The 15,588-nt window shown below is 71.9% G+C and carries 17 protein-coding genes; 8 read left to right on the forward strand and 9 right to left on the reverse strand.

Annotation, left to right across the window (positions count from 1 at the left end):
• Positions 1–15: 15 nt before the first annotated feature.
• Positions 16–453, reverse strand: coding sequence for an SRPBCC family protein (locus HGAM_RS00480; RefSeq protein ID WP_019143506.1), 438 nt, complete (start codon positions 451–453; stop codon positions 16–18).
• 91 nt (positions 454–544) lie between these two features.
• Between HGAM_RS00480 and HGAM_RS17005 the strand changes: the two genes are divergently transcribed.
• On the forward strand, positions 545–844 hold the full coding sequence (locus HGAM_RS17005) for a hypothetical protein (protein ID WP_019143507.1): 300 nt from the start codon (positions 545–547) through the stop codon (positions 842–844).
• A 3-nt stretch (positions 845–847) separates the two neighbouring features.
• On the opposite strand, the gene HGAM_RS17010 is transcribed toward HGAM_RS17005, so the two are convergent.
• From HGAM_RS17010 to HGAM_RS00500, 3 genes are read right to left on the reverse strand one after another with little or no spacing between them, the layout of a single operon-like run.
• A complete protein-coding gene (locus HGAM_RS17010; RefSeq protein WP_019143508.1) occupies positions 848–2,155 on the reverse strand; it encodes an MFS transporter in 1,308 nt (435 codons plus the stop codon).
• On the reverse strand, positions 2,152–2,565 hold the full coding sequence (locus tag HGAM_RS00495) for a MarR family winged helix-turn-helix transcriptional regulator (protein WP_019143509.1): 414 nt from the start codon (positions 2,563–2,565) through the stop codon (positions 2,152–2,154). The genes HGAM_RS17010 and HGAM_RS00495 overlap by 4 nt, the downstream gene beginning before the upstream one ends.
• A gap of 26 nt (positions 2,566–2,591) precedes the next feature.
• Complete coding sequence (locus tag HGAM_RS00500; protein WP_019143510.1) at positions 2,592–3,164, reverse strand: TetR/AcrR family transcriptional regulator; 573 nt, start codon at positions 3,162–3,164, stop codon at positions 2,592–2,594.
• Positions 3,165–3,248: 84 nt separating this feature from the next.
• Between HGAM_RS00500 and HGAM_RS00505 the strand changes: the two genes are divergently transcribed.
• Entirely contained in the window at positions 3,249–3,965 is a 717-nt protein-coding gene (locus HGAM_RS00505; RefSeq protein ID WP_019143511.1) for an SDR family oxidoreductase, read from the forward strand.
• A gap of 71 nt (positions 3,966–4,036) precedes the next feature.
• On the opposite strand, the gene HGAM_RS00510 is transcribed toward HGAM_RS00505, so the two are convergent.
• The 3 genes from HGAM_RS00510 to HGAM_RS00520 are packed head-to-tail and all read right to left on the reverse strand — an operon-like array spanning position 4,037 to position 7,455.
• Complete coding sequence (locus HGAM_RS00510; RefSeq protein WP_019143512.1) at positions 4,037–4,783, reverse strand: succinate dehydrogenase/fumarate reductase iron-sulfur subunit; 747 nt, start codon at positions 4,781–4,783, stop codon at positions 4,037–4,039.
• Positions 4,780–6,735 (reverse strand): fumarate reductase/succinate dehydrogenase flavoprotein subunit, encoded by a 1,956-nt coding sequence (locus HGAM_RS00515; protein WP_019143513.1) that lies wholly within the window; start codon positions 6,733–6,735, stop codon positions 4,780–4,782. The genes HGAM_RS00510 and HGAM_RS00515 overlap by 4 nt, the downstream gene beginning before the upstream one ends.
• Before the next feature lie 3 nt (positions 6,736–6,738).
• Entirely contained in the window at positions 6,739–7,455 is a 717-nt protein-coding gene (locus HGAM_RS00520) for a succinate dehydrogenase cytochrome b subunit (protein WP_019143514.1), read from the reverse strand.
• A gap of 82 nt (positions 7,456–7,537) precedes the next feature.
• Between HGAM_RS00520 and HGAM_RS00525 the strand changes: the two genes are divergently transcribed.
• Positions 7,538–8,431, forward strand: a complete 894-nt coding sequence (locus HGAM_RS00525) for a LysR substrate-binding domain-containing protein (RefSeq protein ID WP_019143515.1) — start codon at positions 7,538–7,540, stop codon at positions 8,429–8,431.
• On the opposite strand, the gene HGAM_RS00530 is transcribed toward HGAM_RS00525, so the two are convergent.
• Positions 8,428–8,946 (reverse strand): 2'-5' RNA ligase family protein, encoded by a 519-nt coding sequence (locus HGAM_RS00530; protein WP_019143516.1) that lies wholly within the window; start codon positions 8,944–8,946, stop codon positions 8,428–8,430. The genes HGAM_RS00525 and HGAM_RS00530 overlap by 4 nt on opposite strands.
• 6 nt (positions 8,947–8,952) lie before the next feature.
• The gene (gene trpS / locus HGAM_RS00535; protein WP_019143517.1) at positions 8,953–9,975 is read right to left on the reverse strand and encodes a tryptophan--tRNA ligase; all 1,023 of its coding nucleotides are present in this window, start codon (positions 9,973–9,975) and stop codon (positions 8,953–8,955) included.
• 51 nt (positions 9,976–10,026) lie between these two features.
• On the opposite strand from trpS, the gene galK reads away from it, so the two are divergent.
• The 5 genes from galK to purU all read left to right on the forward strand — a co-directional run bounded on the left by galK (position 10,027) and on the right by purU (position 15,547).
• Positions 10,027–11,124, forward strand: coding sequence for a galactokinase (gene galK, locus HGAM_RS00540; RefSeq protein ID WP_019143518.1), 1,098 nt, complete (start codon positions 10,027–10,029; stop codon positions 11,122–11,124).
• A 66-nt stretch (positions 11,125–11,190) separates the two neighbouring features.
• Entirely contained in the window at positions 11,191–12,033 is an 843-nt protein-coding gene (locus HGAM_RS00545) for a prephenate dehydratase (protein WP_019143519.1), read from the forward strand.
• On the forward strand, positions 12,030–13,154 hold the full coding sequence (locus tag HGAM_RS00550; RefSeq protein ID WP_019143520.1) for a GNAT family N-acetyltransferase: 1,125 nt from the start codon (positions 12,030–12,032) through the stop codon (positions 13,152–13,154). The genes HGAM_RS00545 and HGAM_RS00550 overlap by 4 nt, the downstream gene beginning before the upstream one ends.
• 29 nt (positions 13,155–13,183) lie before the next feature.
• The gene (locus HGAM_RS00555; protein WP_019143521.1) at positions 13,184–14,686 is read left to right on the forward strand and encodes an MFS transporter; all 1,503 of its coding nucleotides are present in this window, start codon (positions 13,184–13,186) and stop codon (positions 14,684–14,686) included.
• Between the two features lie 9 nt (positions 14,687–14,695).
• On the forward strand, positions 14,696–15,547 hold the full coding sequence (gene purU / locus HGAM_RS00560) for a formyltetrahydrofolate deformylase (RefSeq protein WP_019143522.1): 852 nt from the start codon (positions 14,696–14,698) through the stop codon (positions 15,545–15,547).
• Positions 15,548–15,588 lie beyond the last annotated feature (41 nt).

Raw genomic sequence — 15,588 nt, forward strand, 5'->3', positions numbered from 1 at the left:
CCGCGGGACGGCCGTTCACGCGGGTCGGCGCTCGAGCACCCGGGTTATCTGGGCGACGGTCTCGTCGGCCAGCTTCTCGAGCTTGCGGCGCAGCACGACGGACGCGACGAGGTTCACCAGCGGCGTGAACCGGAAGTCGGCGCGGTAGTGGACCTGCGTGCCCGCGCCGGACGCGGTGAAGGTCAGCGTGTCCTTGGTCGTCGCGCTGTCGTTCGTCCCGCGGAACACGACCCGCGAGGGCGGCCGGTGCTCGACGGTCTCGTACGTGAGGTCGGTCGTGCGGCCCATGAACGACGACGTGTTGGCGTACATCGTCCCGACGCCGCCGTCGCCGGCGGTGCGGGTCGTGCGGACGGTGCCGGGGTCCCAGTCCCGCGTGTGCTCGAAGTCGGCGAGGTAGGCGAAGACCTCGTCGACCGGACGGCGGACGGTGAACGTGCGCTCGACGTGCATGGGCCGACGCTAGGTCCGTCGGGCCCGTCCCGCACCCCGCAGGGACGCCGTTCCGCGGGCCGGAGCGCGCGCACGCGACTACCGTGGGGCCATGTCCGGCTTCTCGATCACCTACGCGTTGTTCACGCTGCTCGGGGTGCTGTTCCTGGCCGCCGTGCTTGGCGGGTGCATCTGGGTCATCGCGCGCAACTTCCGCGAGGCCCGCCGGCACGGCCTCGACCCGTTCACCCTGCAGACCACCGCCTACGGCCGCGTGCTCACCAGCCGCCTGGTCGAGCCGCCGCGCTCGCTCGAGGACCGGCTGGCGCAGATCGACGACCTGCACGCCCGCGGCGTCATCGACGACGAGGAGCGCCGCTCCGCCCGCGCGTCCGCCCTCGCCGACCTCTGAGGCTCAGGACGCCAGCGACGCGGCCTGCTCGGCCCGCTCGCGTCCGGTGGCCAGCACCGCCGGGCTGACCGGACGCCGCCAGCGCAGCGTCACCGGGTGCTGGCGCAGGTACAGCCCCGCCGCCACGCTCACGGCGACCAGCACGATGCCGCCGCCGACGAGCAGCGACCAGCGTCCACCCATCTCCTCGCCGACCCAGCCGATGAACGGCGAGCCGACCGGACCGCCGCCCATGAAGACCATGAGGTACAGCGCCGCGACGCGACCGCGCATCTCCGGGTCCGAGGTCATCTGGATGGTCGCGTTGGCCGCCGTGACCATCGTCAGGGCGCTGAGGCCCACGAAGGGCAGGATCAGCGCGTACGTCAGGTAGGTCGGCATGAGGCCGGCGGCGATCTCGAGCACCGCGAAGACGAGCGCGGCGCCGACCACGAGCCGCAGCCGCGGCTTGGCCCGGCGGGCGGCGATGAGGGCGCCGGCCAGCGAGCCGATCGCCATGATCGACCCGAGCACGCCGTACTCCCCCGCGCCCTTGCCGAACACGTCCGTGGCCATGAGCGCGCTCGTCATCTGGAAGTTCATGCCGAAGGTGCCGACGAAGAAGACGGTGACGAGGGTGAGGACGAGGTCCGGGCGAGAGCGCACGTACCGGACGCCGTCGCGCACCGCGCCCTTGCCGCGCCGGGCGACCGGGGCCGGGTGGAGCTGGTCGACGTCCAGACGGGTGATCGACCACAGCACCGCGAAGTAGCTCAGGCCGTTGACCAGGATGACCCAGCCGGCCGCTGCGGCGCCCGAGCCGAGCGCGGCGATGAGCAGGCCGGCGACGGCCGGGCCGATCATGCGGGCGGCGTTGAACGAGGCCGAGTTGAGCCCGACCGCGTTGGGCAGGTCGTCGCGCGAGACCATCTCGCCGACGAACGACTGCCGGGCCGGCGCGTCGAACGCGGTCGCGACGCCGAACAGGAACGCGATGAGGTAGACGTGCCAGGTCTGGACGACGCCGGTCACGGCCAGGACGCCCAGGACGATCGCCGGGGCGGCCATCGCCAGCTGCGTCCACATGAGCACACGGCGCTTGGGGAACCGGTCGGCGACGACGCCGGCCAGCGGGGAGAAGAGCAGGGCGGGGAGGAGCTGGAGCCCGGTCACCAGGCCGAGGGCCGTGCCGCTGCCGGTGAGGACCAGCACCAGCCAGTCCTGCGCGACGCGCTGCATCCACGTGCCGACGTTGGAGACGATCGCCCCGGCGGCGTAGGTGCGGTAGTTGGGGACGGCCAGGGCCTTGAAGGTGGGGCTCGTACGGATCACTCGCTATCGGAAAGACGCTCGAACAGGACGGTGGCCTTCCGCAGCAGGGCTCGCTCGTCGGCGGACAGGTCGCGCATGCGCCGGTCCAGCCAGGCGTCGCGGCGGGCCCGCTCCTCGGCGAGGACGTCCTCGCCCTTGTCCGAGAGCCGGACCAGGACCTGGCGGCCGTCGTCGGGGTGCGGCTCCCGCAGGAGCAGCCCGTCGTCGACGAGGCAGCCGATGGTCCGCGTGACCGAGGGCGGGCTGACCCGCTCACGGTGGGCGACCTGCGAGGGGGTGCAGGGTCCCATGAGGCGCACCGTCCCCAGCACCGACAGCTGCGTGGCGGTCAGCGCCGAGTGGCGCTCCTGTCGCAGCCGTCGGTTGAGCCGGGCGACGGACGTCGCGAGCTTCTGCGCATCGGTAGGCACTTACTTAGCATAGTTCATTACCTGTGCTAACTAAAGTCGGCCGAGGGCAGCGGGGCGGGCAGGGCCGCCATCGCCGTCTCCGCGATGCCCCGCAGGTCGTCCACGTCGCCGCCGTCACGGGCGCAGCCGGACATGCCGCGAAGGACGGCCACGAGGAACGAGGCGAGCCGGTCCGTGTCCACCGCGGCGGCGAGCTCACCGTCGCGGACCCCGCGGTCGAGCCGGTCCTTGAGCCGCTCTCGCAGAGCGTCCCGCTGGGCCTCGAGCCGCGGCTCGGTCAGCACGAGGCAGCCGGCCGGCGTGGCCGGGTCGGTGTGGGCACGCGCCGTGTCGTCGAGCACCCGCGCCACCGCCTCGCGCACGGTCGGCAGCGCCATGGCGACGTCGACCGCCTCGCACGTCCGGGCGAAGTACGTCGCCGAGGCCTCCTCGAACAGGCGCTGCTTGTCCCCGAACGCGGCGTAGAGGCTGGGCGGCGTCACGCCCATGGCGGACGTCAGCATGGCGATCGAGGTGCCCTCGTAGCCCGCGCGCCAGAACTGCTCGACCGCGGACGCCAGCGCGGCTTCGCGGTCGAAGCTGCGGGGTCGGCCGGCCATGGCGCGAGCATAACGTATCGATCACTACAGAACCTGCTACTCTCGCCACGCAATCACTAGCGATCACTACAGAATGGACAGGTCATGGATCTCAAGGGTGCGGTGGTGCTCGTCACCGGAGCGAACCGAGGCATCGGCGCGGAGTTCGTCGAGCAGTTCCAGCGGCGCGGGGCGGCCAAGGTCTACGCCGGGGCCCGGGACGCGGCCTCGATCACCGCCGACGGCGTGCACGCGCTCGAGCTCGACGTCACCGACCCCGCGCAGGTCACCGCTGCGGCCGCCGCCGCGGGCGACGTCCAGGTGCTCGTCAACAACGCCGGGATCTCCACGGGCACGTCCCTCGTCCACGGCGACGAGGCGGCCATCCGGCGCGAGATGGACACGAACTTCTACGGCCCGCTGCTCATGACCCGCGCCTTCGCCCCCGTCCTGGCGTCGAACGGCGGGGGCGCGATCGTCAACGTCGTCTCGGCCCTGTCGTGGTTCACCGTCCCGAGCGCCGGGGCGTACGCCGCGTCGAAGGCGGCCACCTGGATGCTGACCGACTCCACCCGGCTCGAGCTCGCCAGCCAGGGCACGCACGTCGTCGGGGTGCACATGGGCCTGGTCGACACCGACATGGCGAAGGGCACCGACGGACCCAAGATCGCGCCCTCGGAGCTGGTGGGCGCCGGCCTGGACGCCGTCGAGTCCGGTGCGCAGGAGGTGCTGGCGGACGACTGGGCGAAGTTCGTCAAGGCCGGGCTCGCCCAGGACCCGCAGGCGCGGTACGCGCAGATCCTCGGCGCCCTCGGGGCCTGAGAGCCTGCGGCACGCGACGAGGCCCCCGTCCGCCGCAGCGGTCGGGGGCCTCGTCGAGGTGGTGCGAGCCGTCAGGCCTCGCCGCGCGAGAGCGCGCCGAGCAGGTCGCGGTTGAGCCGCGCGATCGTCGACAGCGGGATGCCCTTGGGGCAGGACGCCGTGCACTCGCCGATGTTGGTGCAGCCGCCGAAGCCCTCGGCGTCGTGCTGGGCCACCATGTTGATGACGCGCGAGTCACGCTCGGGCTGGCCCTGCGGGAGCAGGCCCAGGTGCGTCACCTTGGCGGCGGTGAACAGCATCGCCGAGCCGTTCGGGCACGCCGCGACACAGGCGCCGCAGGCGATGCACGTGGCGGCCGAGAACGCGTCGTCCGCGTCGTGCTTGGCGACGGGGGCCGCGTTGGCCTCCGGGGCCGAGCCGGTCGGGGCCGAGATGTAGCCGCCGGCCTGGATGATGCGGTCGAACGCGCCGCGGTCGACGACCAGGTCCTTGATGACCGGGAACGCCTTGGCGCGCCACGGCTCGATGTCGATGTGGTCGCCGTCCTTGAAGCTGCGCATGTGCAGCTGGCAGGTGGTGGTGACCTCGGGACCGTGCGCCAGGCCGTTGATCACGATGCCGCACATGCCGCAGATGCCCTCGCGGCAGTCCGAGTCGAACGCGATCGGGTCCTCGCCCTCGAACGTGAGCTGCTCGTTGAGCACGTCGAGCATCTCCAGGAAGGACATGTGCTCGCTGACGCCGTCGAGGGCGTACGTGACCATCTTGCCCTCGGCCTCGGCGTTCTTCTGGCGCCAGGCGCGAATGAAGATCCTCACTTGTAGCTCCTCGCCTTCATCTCGATGTACTCGTACGTGAGCGGCTCCTTGTGGAGCACCGGCTTGTCACCGGCGAACTCCCAGGCCGCGGCGTACGCGTACTCGTCGTCGTGTCGGAGGGCCTCGCCCTCCTCGGTCTGGCTCTCGGCGCGGAAGTGGCCGCCGCAGGACTCGGCGCGGTTGAGCGCGTCGATGCACATGAGCTCACCGAGCTCGATGAAGTCCGCGACGCGTCCGGCGCGCTCGAGGGCCTGGTTGAGCTCCTCGTTGACGCCCGTGACCTTCACGTTCGTCCAGAACTCGTTCTTCAGCTCACGGATGAGCCCGATGGCCTTGAGCAGCCCCTCCTCGGTGCGCTCCATGCCGCAGTACTCCCACATGATGTGGCCGAGCTCCTTGTGGATGGAGTCGACCGAGCGGGTGCCGTTGATGCTGAGCATCGTCTGCACGCGCTCCTCGACCTCGCGCAGCGCCTCGACGACGGCCGGGTGGTCGTCGGCGATCGGCTCGAACGGGCCGGCGGACAGGTAGTCCGGCAGCGTCGAGGGCAGGACGAAGTAGCCGTCGGCCAGGCCCTGCATGAGCGCCGAGGCGCCCAGGCGGTTGGCGCCCTGGTCGGAGAAGTTGGCCTCGCCGGCGCAGTACAGGCCCGGGATGGTGGTCTGCAGGTCGTAGTCGACCCACAGGCCGCCCATGACGTAGTGCACGGCCGGGTAGACGCGCATGCCCGTCTCGTACGGGTCCTCGCCCGTGATGCGGGCGTACATGTCGAACAGGTTGCCGTACTTGGCCTCGACCGTCTTGCGGCCCATGCGGGCGATCGCGTCGGCGAAGTCGAGGTAGACGCCCAGGCCGCCGGGACCGACGCCGTAGCCCTCGTCGCACGCCGTCTTGGCCGCGCGCGAGGCGATGTCGCGGGGCACGAGGTTGCCGAAGGCCGGGTAGCGACGCTCCAGGAAGTAGTCGCGGTCCTCCTCGGGGATCTCGCGCGGGTCCTTCTCGAGGTCGGCCTTGTTCTTGGGCACCCAGATGCGTCCGTCGTTGCGCAGCGACTCCGACATCAGGGTCAGCTTCGACTGGTAGTCGCCGGAGACCGGGATGCAGGTCGGGTGGATCTGCGTGAAGCACGGGTTGCCGAAGTAGGCACCCTTGCGGTGCGCCCTCCACGTGGCCGTGACGTTCGAGCCCATGGCGTTGGTCGACAGGAAGAACACGTTGCCGTAGCCGCCGGTGCACAGCACCACGACGTCGGCGGTGTGCGCCTCGATCGCGCCGGTGACCATGTCGCGCGTGACGATGCCGCGGGCCTTGCCGTCGACGATGATCACGTCGAGCATCTCGTGACGGTCGTAGTTCTTCACCGTGCCGGCCGCGACCTGGCGCTCGAGCGCCTGGTAGGCGCCGAGCAGCAGCTGCTGGCCGGTCTGGCCGCGGGCGTAGAACGTGCGCGAGACCTGGACGCCGCCGAACGAGCGGTTGTCGAGCAGGCCGCCGTACTCACGGGCGAACGGGACGCCCTGCGCGACGCACTGGTCGATGATGTTGGCCGAGACCTGCGCCAGGCGGTAGGTGTTCGACTCGCGGGCGCGGAAGTCGCCGCCCTTCACCGTGTCGTAGAAGAGCCGGTAGATCGAGTCGCCGTCGTTGCGGTAGTTCTTCGCCGCGTTGATGCCGCCCTGGGCGGCGATCGAGTGGGCGCGGCGCGGGCTGTCCTGGTAGCAGAACGTCTGCACGTTGTAGCCCTGCTCGCCCAGCGACGCGGCCGCCGCGGCGCCGGCCAGGCCGGTGCCGACGATGATCACGTTGAGCTTGCGGCGGTTGGCCGGGTTGACCAGCTTCGCGTTGAACTTGCGCGTGTCCCAGCGCTGCTCGATCGGGCCGGCCGGGGCCTTGGTGTCGTGGATGTCCGCCCCGAGGTCGAACAGGTCGGGGAAGGCGGAGGTGTCAGTCATGCGTCAGCTCCCGAGTCCGAAGAAGAAGATGGCCGTGGGGGGCAGCAGGAAGCCGACCACGATGACCAGGGTCAGCACCCAGGCCAGGGCGGTCAGGCGGCTGCCGCGACGGGTGTCGGCGCGGTTCTGGCCGAGCGAGGTGAACGCGCTCCAGATGCCGTGCCACAGGTGGAAGCCGACGGCGAGCATCGCGACCACGTACGACAGGTAGACCCACCAGATCTCGAAGCCGTTGACGACGCGCTCGTACGGGCTGTCGCTGGCGCCGCCGGGGTGGATCTGGTTCCCGGTCAGGTGCAGCAGGTGGTAGACGATGAACAGCGCGATGACCAGGCCGCCCCAGCGCAGCGTGAACGTCGCGTACGAGCGCTGCACGCCGCGGCGGTTCTGCTTGGAGTGGTAGCGGGTGCCGTTCTTGTAGCCGGCCGCCTTGCGGTCGCGGACCGCCAGGCGCACCGCGGAGTAGACGTGCAGGACGACCGCGGCGAGCAGCACCACGCGGACGATCCAGAGCAGTCCCTCGTGCGGGAGCATCGGCTCGCCGAAGGTGCGCAGGTGGTGCGCGTACTCGTCGAACCCGTCCTGTCCGGCGAAGACCTTGAGGTTGCCGTACATGTGCAGCAACAGGTAGCCGACCATGATGAGGCCGCTGACGGCCATCGTGTACTTGAGGACCACCGTCGAGCGGCGGGCGCGCTTCAGTGCAGGCAGAGTGACCACCGGCTCACGGTACGTCAGGGACTTCGATACGCGCCAAGTTCGACTGAGGCTCACTTTCATAGCCGTTGGCTATGCTGGGCCGGTGCACCTGCAGCAGCTCGCCTACTTCGTCGCGGTCGCGCAGACCCGGCACTTCACCCAGGCCGCCGACCTCAGCGGCGTCTCGCAGCCGAGCCTGTCCAAGCAGATCCGCGTGCTGGAGAACTCGCTCGGCACGCCGCTGTTCGTCCGCGACCGGGGCGGGGTCGAGCTGACCAGCGCGGGCGAGGCGCTGCTCCCCCACGCCCAGCGCATCCTCATCGACGTCGAGGCCGCTCAGCGCGCCGTGCACGAGGTGGCCGGCCTGCGCCGCGGCCTCGTGCGCGTCGGTGCGACGCCGAGCCTGTGCGACGCGGCCCTGGCCGACGGTGTCGCCCGCTTCCACCAGCGCCACCCGGGCATCGACCTGGTGGTCGAGGAGGGCGGCTCGCGCCTGCTCGCCCAGGCGCTGGTGCGCGGCCGGCTCGACGTGGCGCTGCTCATCGCGCCGCTCACCGACTCCCAGGACGACATCGTCACCACGCCGGTCCTGCGCGAGCGGCTCGTGCTGGCCAGCCCGGTCGACGCCGACGTGCCCGACTCGATGGACGTGGCCGACCTGCGCGACGTGCCGCTGGTGATGTTCCGCGAGGGCTACGACCTGCGCGACGTCACCCTCATGGCCTGCCGACGTGCCGGGTTCAGCCCGCGCATCGCGCTCGAGGGCGGCGAGATGAGCGCCGTGCTGCGCTTCGTCGAGACCGGCCTGGGCCACGCCGTGGTGCCGTCGATGGTGCTGGCGAACCGGCCACAGCTGCGCGGCACGCCGCTGACCAACCCGGTGCTGGAGCGCACCGTGGCCATCGCGCACCGCGACGTCGGCTCGATGCCGCTGGCCGCGCGCGCCTTCACCGAGGAGCTCGCCGAGCACCTCGCCGAGCTGGAGCAGCCGGTCTAGGACGCCCCGCGCAGCGCGTAGGTGCGCCGCGGCACCCAGCCCGACGGGCCCTCGTCCAGGTAGAGCGCGAACTCGGCGACGGTGAAGTCGGCGGTGAAGTCGGCCAGGTCGGCGTAGGCCCGGTCGAGCGCCTCGTCGTCCAGGTTCTGCGCGACGGTGACGTGCGGGTGGAACGGGAACGACGGCTCGGGGGCGTCGATCTTGGCGCGGATGCGCTGGGCGAGCATCTCGGTGTAGGAGATGCCCTGGCTGACCGCCACGAACACGACCGGCGAGATCGGCCGGAACGTGCCGGTGCCCCGCAGCCGCATGGTGAAGCTGGGCAGCGCGGCGGCGGCGTCCTGCAGGGCGGCGTCCAGACAGTCGAGCCGGTCGTCGGCGACCTCGGTCGGCGGCACGAGCGTCACGTGGCTGGGCACCGTCCGGGCCATCGGGTCGCCGAACTCGGCCCGCTTGTCGCGCAGCAGCGACCCGTGGGGCTCGGGGACGGCGATCGAGACGCCGATGGTGACCATGGCGCGTCAGCCCCGCTTCACGAACCCGGAGCGCTCGTAGACCAGGTCCAGCGTCGTGGACGCCACCGCGCGGGCCTTCTCCGCACCGGCGGCCAGGATGCGGTCGAGCTCGCCGCGGTCGCCGAGCAGCTCGCGCGTCCGGTCGCCGAAGTCGCCCACGAAGTCGGCCACCAGGTCGCCGAGCGCCACCTTGAGGTGCCCGTACTGCTGGCCGGCGTACTCCTCGACGATGCTGTCGATCGTCCGGCCGGTGAGCGCCGCGTAGATGGTCAGCAGGTTCGAGATGCCGGGCTTCTCGACCGGGTCGAAGGCGATCTCGGTGCCCGAGTCGGTGACCGCGGAACGGATCTTCTTGGCGACCTGCTTGCGCGAGTCGTTCAGGTCGACGACGCCGGCGTGGGAGGCGTTGGAGCCGCTCATCTTGGCGGTCGGCTCCTGCAGGTCGTAGATCTTCGCCGTCGCCTTGACGATGTGCGCCTCGGGCACGGTGAACGTCTCGCCGAAGCGGTGGTTGAACCGCTGCGCCAGGTTGCGGGTCAGCTCGACGTGCTGGCGCTGGTCCTCGCCCACGGGCACCTTGTCGGCCTGGTAGACGAGGATGTCGGCCGCCATGAGGATCGGGTAGGTGAACAGCCCGACGCTCGCCGCCTCGGTGCCCTTCTTGGCCGTCTTGTCCTTGAACTGCGTCATGCGTCCGGCCTCGCCGAAGCCGGTGATGCCGTTGAGCACCCAGGCCAGCTGGGCGTGCTCGGGCACGTGGCTCTGCACGAACAGGGTGCTGCGCTCGGGGTCGACCCCAGCGGCGAGCAGCTGGGCGGCCGCGACGTAGGTGCGCTCGCGCAGCAGCGCGGGGTCGTACTCGACCGTGATCGCGTGCAGGTCGGGGATGAAGTAGAAGGCGTCGAAGTCCTCCTGCAGCGCCACCCACTGCTTGAAGGCGCCGAAGTAGTTGCCCAGGTGGTAGGAGTCGGCCGTGGGCTGGGCGCCGGAGAGCGCGCGCGGACGAGCCGGGGTGGGGACCGAGGACATGTGTGCATTCTGCCAGTCGCCGCCGGGGCGCCCACCGCTAGGCTCGGCCGGGTGAACGGGGCGGAGCAGGTGCAGCAGTGGTCGGTGCCCGGACGGGTCAACCTCGTCGGGGAGCACCTCGACTACAACGGCGGGGCCTCGCTCCCCATCGCCATCGACAAGGGCTTCACCGTGAAGGTGCGTCCGCGCCCCGACGAGACGGTCAACGTGTGGAGCGCCGGCCAGAAGGCCTCGTTCCCCGTCGGCGTGCAGCCCGGTGACGTCGACGGCTGGGCGGCGTACGTCGCCGGCACCGTCTGGGCCGCGCGCGAGGCCGGGCACCGCGTCGGCGGGGTCGACCTCGTCCTCGACAGCGACCTACCCTCGGGTGCCGGGCTGTCGTCGTCCGCCGCGCTCACCTGCGGCGTCGCCGTCTCGCTCGACTCCCTCGGCGGCTGGCAGCAGGGCCCCACCGACCTGGCCGTCCTGGCCCGGCGCGCCGAGAACGACTTCGTCGGCGCTCCCACCGGCCTCATGGACCAGCTGGCCGTCATGCACGGACGCCGCGGTCACGCCGTGCGCGTCGACGCCGCGACCGAGCCGCCGTCCGTCGAGGTCGTGCCGATCGACTGGGAGTCCGCGGGTCTCGTGCTCGCCGTCATCGCCACCGGCGTCAACCACTCCCACGCCGACGGCGGCTACGCCGACCGGCACGCCGAGTCCCGCCGGGCCGCCGAGGCGCTCGGTGTCGAGCACCTGGCCCAGGTCGGCCTGGACGCGCTCGTGACGCTCGAGGACGAGACGCTCAAGGCCCGCACCCGGCACGTGCTCACCGAGAACGCGCGCGTCAAGGCGTTCGTCCGGGCCGCCGCCGACGGCTCCTGGGCCCAGGCCGGCACCATCCTCACCGCTTCGCACGCCTCGCTGCGCGACGACTACCAGGTGAGCGCCGCCGAGCTAGACGTCGCCGTCGACACCGCGCTCGAGGCCGGCGCCCTCGGCGCCCGCATGACCGGTGGCGGCTTCGGCGGCAGCGCCATCGCCCTGGTCGAGCGCGACAGGGCGGCGGACATGGCGCAGGCCGTCGAGGCCGCGTTCGAGCACATGAGCTGGAAGAAGCCGCAGGTCTTCCCGGTCTCGCCCGCCGACGGCGCGCGCCGCACCGCCTGAGCCGCTGGGGCCGGAGCACGCCCCCGGCGCGGACGACGCGGGCAGCCGCAGTGCCACACTGAGCGGGTGAGCACCACCCGCATCGCGTACCAGGGCGAGCCCGGCGCGAACTCCCACATGGTCATCGACGAGCACTACCCCGACGCGCAGCCCGTCCCGTGCGCGTCCTTCGAGGACGTCTTCGCCGCCGTGACCGCCGGCGACGCCGACCTGGCGATGATCCCGATCGACAACTCGATCGCCGGCCGGGTGGCCGACATCCACCACTTCCTGCCCACGTCCGGGCTGCACATCGTGGCCGAGCACTTCCTGCGCATCCGGTTCGCCGTCATGGGCACGCCGGGCACCACGCTGGACTCGGTCAAGACGGTGCACAGCCACGTCCACGCCCTCGGCCAGTGCCGCAAGATCATCCGCGAGCACGGCTGGACCCCGCTGATCAGCGGCGACACCGCCGGCGCCGCGCGCGAGATCGCCGAGGCCCACGACCCGAGCCGCGCGTCCATCTCGCCGCCGCTCGCCGCGCAGATCTACGGCCTGGAGGTGCTGGCCGAGGACGTCGAGGACGAGGACCACAACACGACCCGGTTCGTGGTGCTGTCGCGCGAGCCGCGCCGCGCGCCCGCCGGCGACGGCCCCGTGGTGACGACGTTCGTGTTCAACGTCCGCAACCTGCCCGCGGCGCTGTACAAGGCGCTCGGCGGGTTCGCCACCAACGGCGTCAACATGACCAAGCTGGAGAGCTACATGGTCGGCGGCGAGTTCACCGCGACGCAGTTCCTGTGCGAGGTCGACGGCCACCCCGACGAGCCCGGCCTGGCCCGCGCCCTGGAGGAGCTCGCCTTCTTCACGACGGACGTCGACGTCCTCGGCGTCTACCCGGCCAGCCCGTTCCGGTCGGCGTCGTGACCGACGAGCTCCCCTGGCCCCTGTGCGTCCCCGTCCTCACCGACGGTGAGGTGACGCTGCGCGCCCACACCCCCGACGACGTCGACGACCTGCACACGATGTCGACCGACCCCGAGACCCTGCGCTGGACGTCCGTGCCGCTCGACCAGCCGCGCGAGGGCAGCGAGGACTTCGCGCTCCGGCAGATCCCGGCCTGGTGGGCGGACGGCTCGAACGCCGGCTTCGCGATCGAGGCGCTCGACGACGACGGTCGCCCGCGCTTCGCCGGCAACGTCGACCTGCGCGGCGGACCGGTGGCCAGCATCGGCTACGCGCTCGCCCCCTGGGCGCGCGGACGCGGCGTCATGCGCCGGGCGGTCGACCTCGTCGTGCAGTGGGGCTTCGCCGAGCGGGGCGTCGAGGCGGTGCACTGGAGCGCCCACGTGGGCAACGAGACGTCGCTGCGGGTCGCGCACGCCTGCGGCTTCGAGCTGCTCGGCACCACCCCCGCCTCGCTCCACGAGCGCGGCCGGGTGCTGGACGCCTGGACCGCGGTGATCCGCTTCGGCGACGCGCCGACGCCCCGCACGCGCTGGGCCGAGCCGGTCGTCCTGGAGGGCGAGCGGGTCCGGCTGCGTCCGCTGCGCGAGGGCGACCTGCTCCGCGTCGTGCAGGCCTGCACGGACCCCGTGACCCGGCAGTGGGTCGACGGCCTGCCCGACCCGTACACGCTGGCGAGCGCGGCGGACTTCCTCGCCGACTCGGTCTGGCACGCGGCCACCGGCGAGAAGGCGACGTGGGCGATCGCCGATGCGGACGACGACGAGCTCGCCGGCCTGGTGAGCGTCATGGGCCTGCGCGGCCTCGACCCGACGTCCGGCGAGGTCGGCTACTGGGCCCACCCGGACGCGCGCGGGCGCGGGCTCGTGACCGAGGCGGTGACCCTGGCCGTCCGGCACGCGCTCGACCCCGCCGGGCTCGACCGGCGCCGGCTCACCCTGCACGCGGCGGCGGGCAACGCGCCCAGCAACGCGATCGCCGTCCGCACGGGCTTCGAGCGCGTGGGCACCGAGCGACAGGCCGAGCGGCTCGGCGACGGCCGCTACGACGACCTGCACGCGTACGACCTGCTCCGCGCGTAGTCGTCGGTGGGCGCAACTACCCTGGGCCCATGACGCAGACGCGCGACAACGCGGGCACCGACCTCGCCCAGGGGCACAACCCCTGGCCGGCCCTGTGGGCCATGGTCATCGGGTTCTTCATGATCCTGGTCGACAACACGATCGTCTCGGTGGCGACCCCGGCGATCGGGCGCGACCTCGACGCCGACGTCAACGCCGTCATCTGGGTGACCAGCGCCTACCTGCTCGCCTACGCCGTGCCGCTGCTGGTCACCGGACGGCTCGGTGACCGGTTCGGCCCGAAGAACGTCTACCTGACCGGGCTGGCGATCTTCACGCTCGCGTCCCTGTGGTGCGCGCTCACCGGGTCGATCGAGGGCCTGGTCGTGGCCCGCGTCGTCCAGGGCCTGGGCGCCTCGCTCATGACCCCGCAGACGATGGCGGTCATCACCCGCACGTTCCCGCCGCAGCGCCGCGGCAGCGCGATGGCGCTGTGGGGCGCCACCGCCGGCGTCGCGACCCTCGTCGGCCCGGTGCTCGGCGGCGTGCTCGTCGACGCCGCAGGCTGGGAGTGGATCTTCCTGGTCAACGTCCCGGTCGGCGTCGTGGGCTTCGTGCTCGCCTGGCGGCTGGTGCCCACGCTGCCGACGCACAGTCACTCCTTCGACTGGGTCGGCGTCGCGCTCAGCGCGCTCGGCATGTTCCTGCTGGTGTTCGGCATCCAGGAGGGCGAGAAGTACGACTGGGGCACGATCACCGGCGTCGTCTCGGTGCCGCTGCTCATCGGCGGCGGCCTGGTCGTGCTGGCGGTCTTCGTCTGGTGGCAGTCGCGGGTCCGCACCGAGCCGCTCGTGCCGCTGGGCCTGTTCCGCGACCGCAACTTCTCGCTGTCGAACGTCGGCATCGCCGCCGTCTCGGGCGCGATCACCGCGATGTCGCTGCCGTTCATGTTCTACGCCCAGTTCGTCCGCGGCTACAGCCCGACCGAGTCGGGCCTGCTGCTCGTGCCCATGGCCGTCATGACCGCGGTGCTGGCCCCGGTCGTCGGACGCCTGGTCGACCGGGTGCACCCGCGCTACCTCGTCGCCACCGGCTTCGCCTCGTCCTCGGCCGCGATCTGGTGGCTGCTGGCGACCATCACGCCCGACCGCGCGGTCTGGCAGCTGCTGCTGCCGATGGCCCTGTTCGGCGTCGGCAACGCCTTCCTGTGGGCGCCGCTGAGCACCACCGCCACGCGCAACCTGCCGCTCAGCGCCGCCGGGGCCGGAGCCGGCGTCTACAACACCGTCCGCCAGGTGGCCGCCGCCCTCGGCAGCGCGGCCATCGCGGCGATGATCCAGGCCCGGCTCGTCGCGCACCTGGGCGACCAGGCCGGCAGCAGCGACGCCCTGCAGTCGTCGGGCACCACGCTGCCCCCGCAGGTGGCCGCCGAGTTCGCCGACGCGATGGCCGAGTCGCTGGTGCTGCCGGCCGTCATCCTGCTCGCCGGGCTGGTCGTGGCGATGTTCCTGGCCAAGCCCACCCACGAGGGCTACGGGCGCCGGGGCGACTAGTCTGCACCCGTGACCGCCTCGTACGTCCTGACGCTCTCCTGCCCCGACCGCCCCGGCCTGGTCCACGCGGTCTCCCGCTGGGTCGCCGAGGCGGGCGGCAACATCCTGGACAGCCAGCAGTTCACCGACACCGCGAGCGGCCAGTTCTTCCTGCGCCTGCACTTCGACTTCCCCGCCGCGCGCGACACCGACGAGCTGCGCTCGTCGTTCGGCGCGGTGGCGGACGAGCACGCGATGGACTTCACCCTGGTCGTCGCCGAGGCCCCGCTGCGCACCATCGTGATGGTCTCCAAGGACCTGCACTGCCTCAACGACCTGCTGTTCCGCCAGAGCACCGGTGGGCTGAACATCGAGATCCCGGCGATCGTGTCGAACCACCCGGACGCCGAGCGGCTGGCCCGCTCCTACGACGTCCCGTTCCACCACGTGCCGGTCACGGCCGACACCAAGACCCAGGCCGAGGCGCGCCTCCTCGAGCTCGTCGCCGAGCTCGACGTCGACCTCGTCGTCCTGGCCCGCTACATGCAGATCCTGTCCGACGACCTGTGCCGAGCGCTCGAGGGACGGGCGATCAACATCCACCACTCGTTCCTGCCCAGCTTCAAGGGCGCGCGGCCCTACCACCAGGCGCACCAGCGCGGCGTGAAGCTGATCGGCGCCACGGCCCACTACGTGACCGCGGCGCTCGACGAGGGCCCGATCATCGACCAGGGCGTCCTGCGCGTCGACCACCGGATGGCGCCCGCCGACCTGGCCCGGGTGGGCCGCGACGTGGAGTCCCAGACCCTCTCGCGGGCCGTGCGGCTGCACAGCGAGTCGCGCGTCCTCATGGACGGGCCGCGCACCGTCGTCTTCGACTGACCTAGCACGCATCCCGGTCCGCGGACGTCCGGACCAGCATG

Source organism: Aeromicrobium massiliense JC14 (assembly GCF_000312105.1).
In the GTDB taxonomy this organism is placed as follows: Bacteria; Actinomycetota; Actinomycetes; order Propionibacteriales; family Nocardioidaceae; genus Aeromicrobium; species Aeromicrobium massiliense.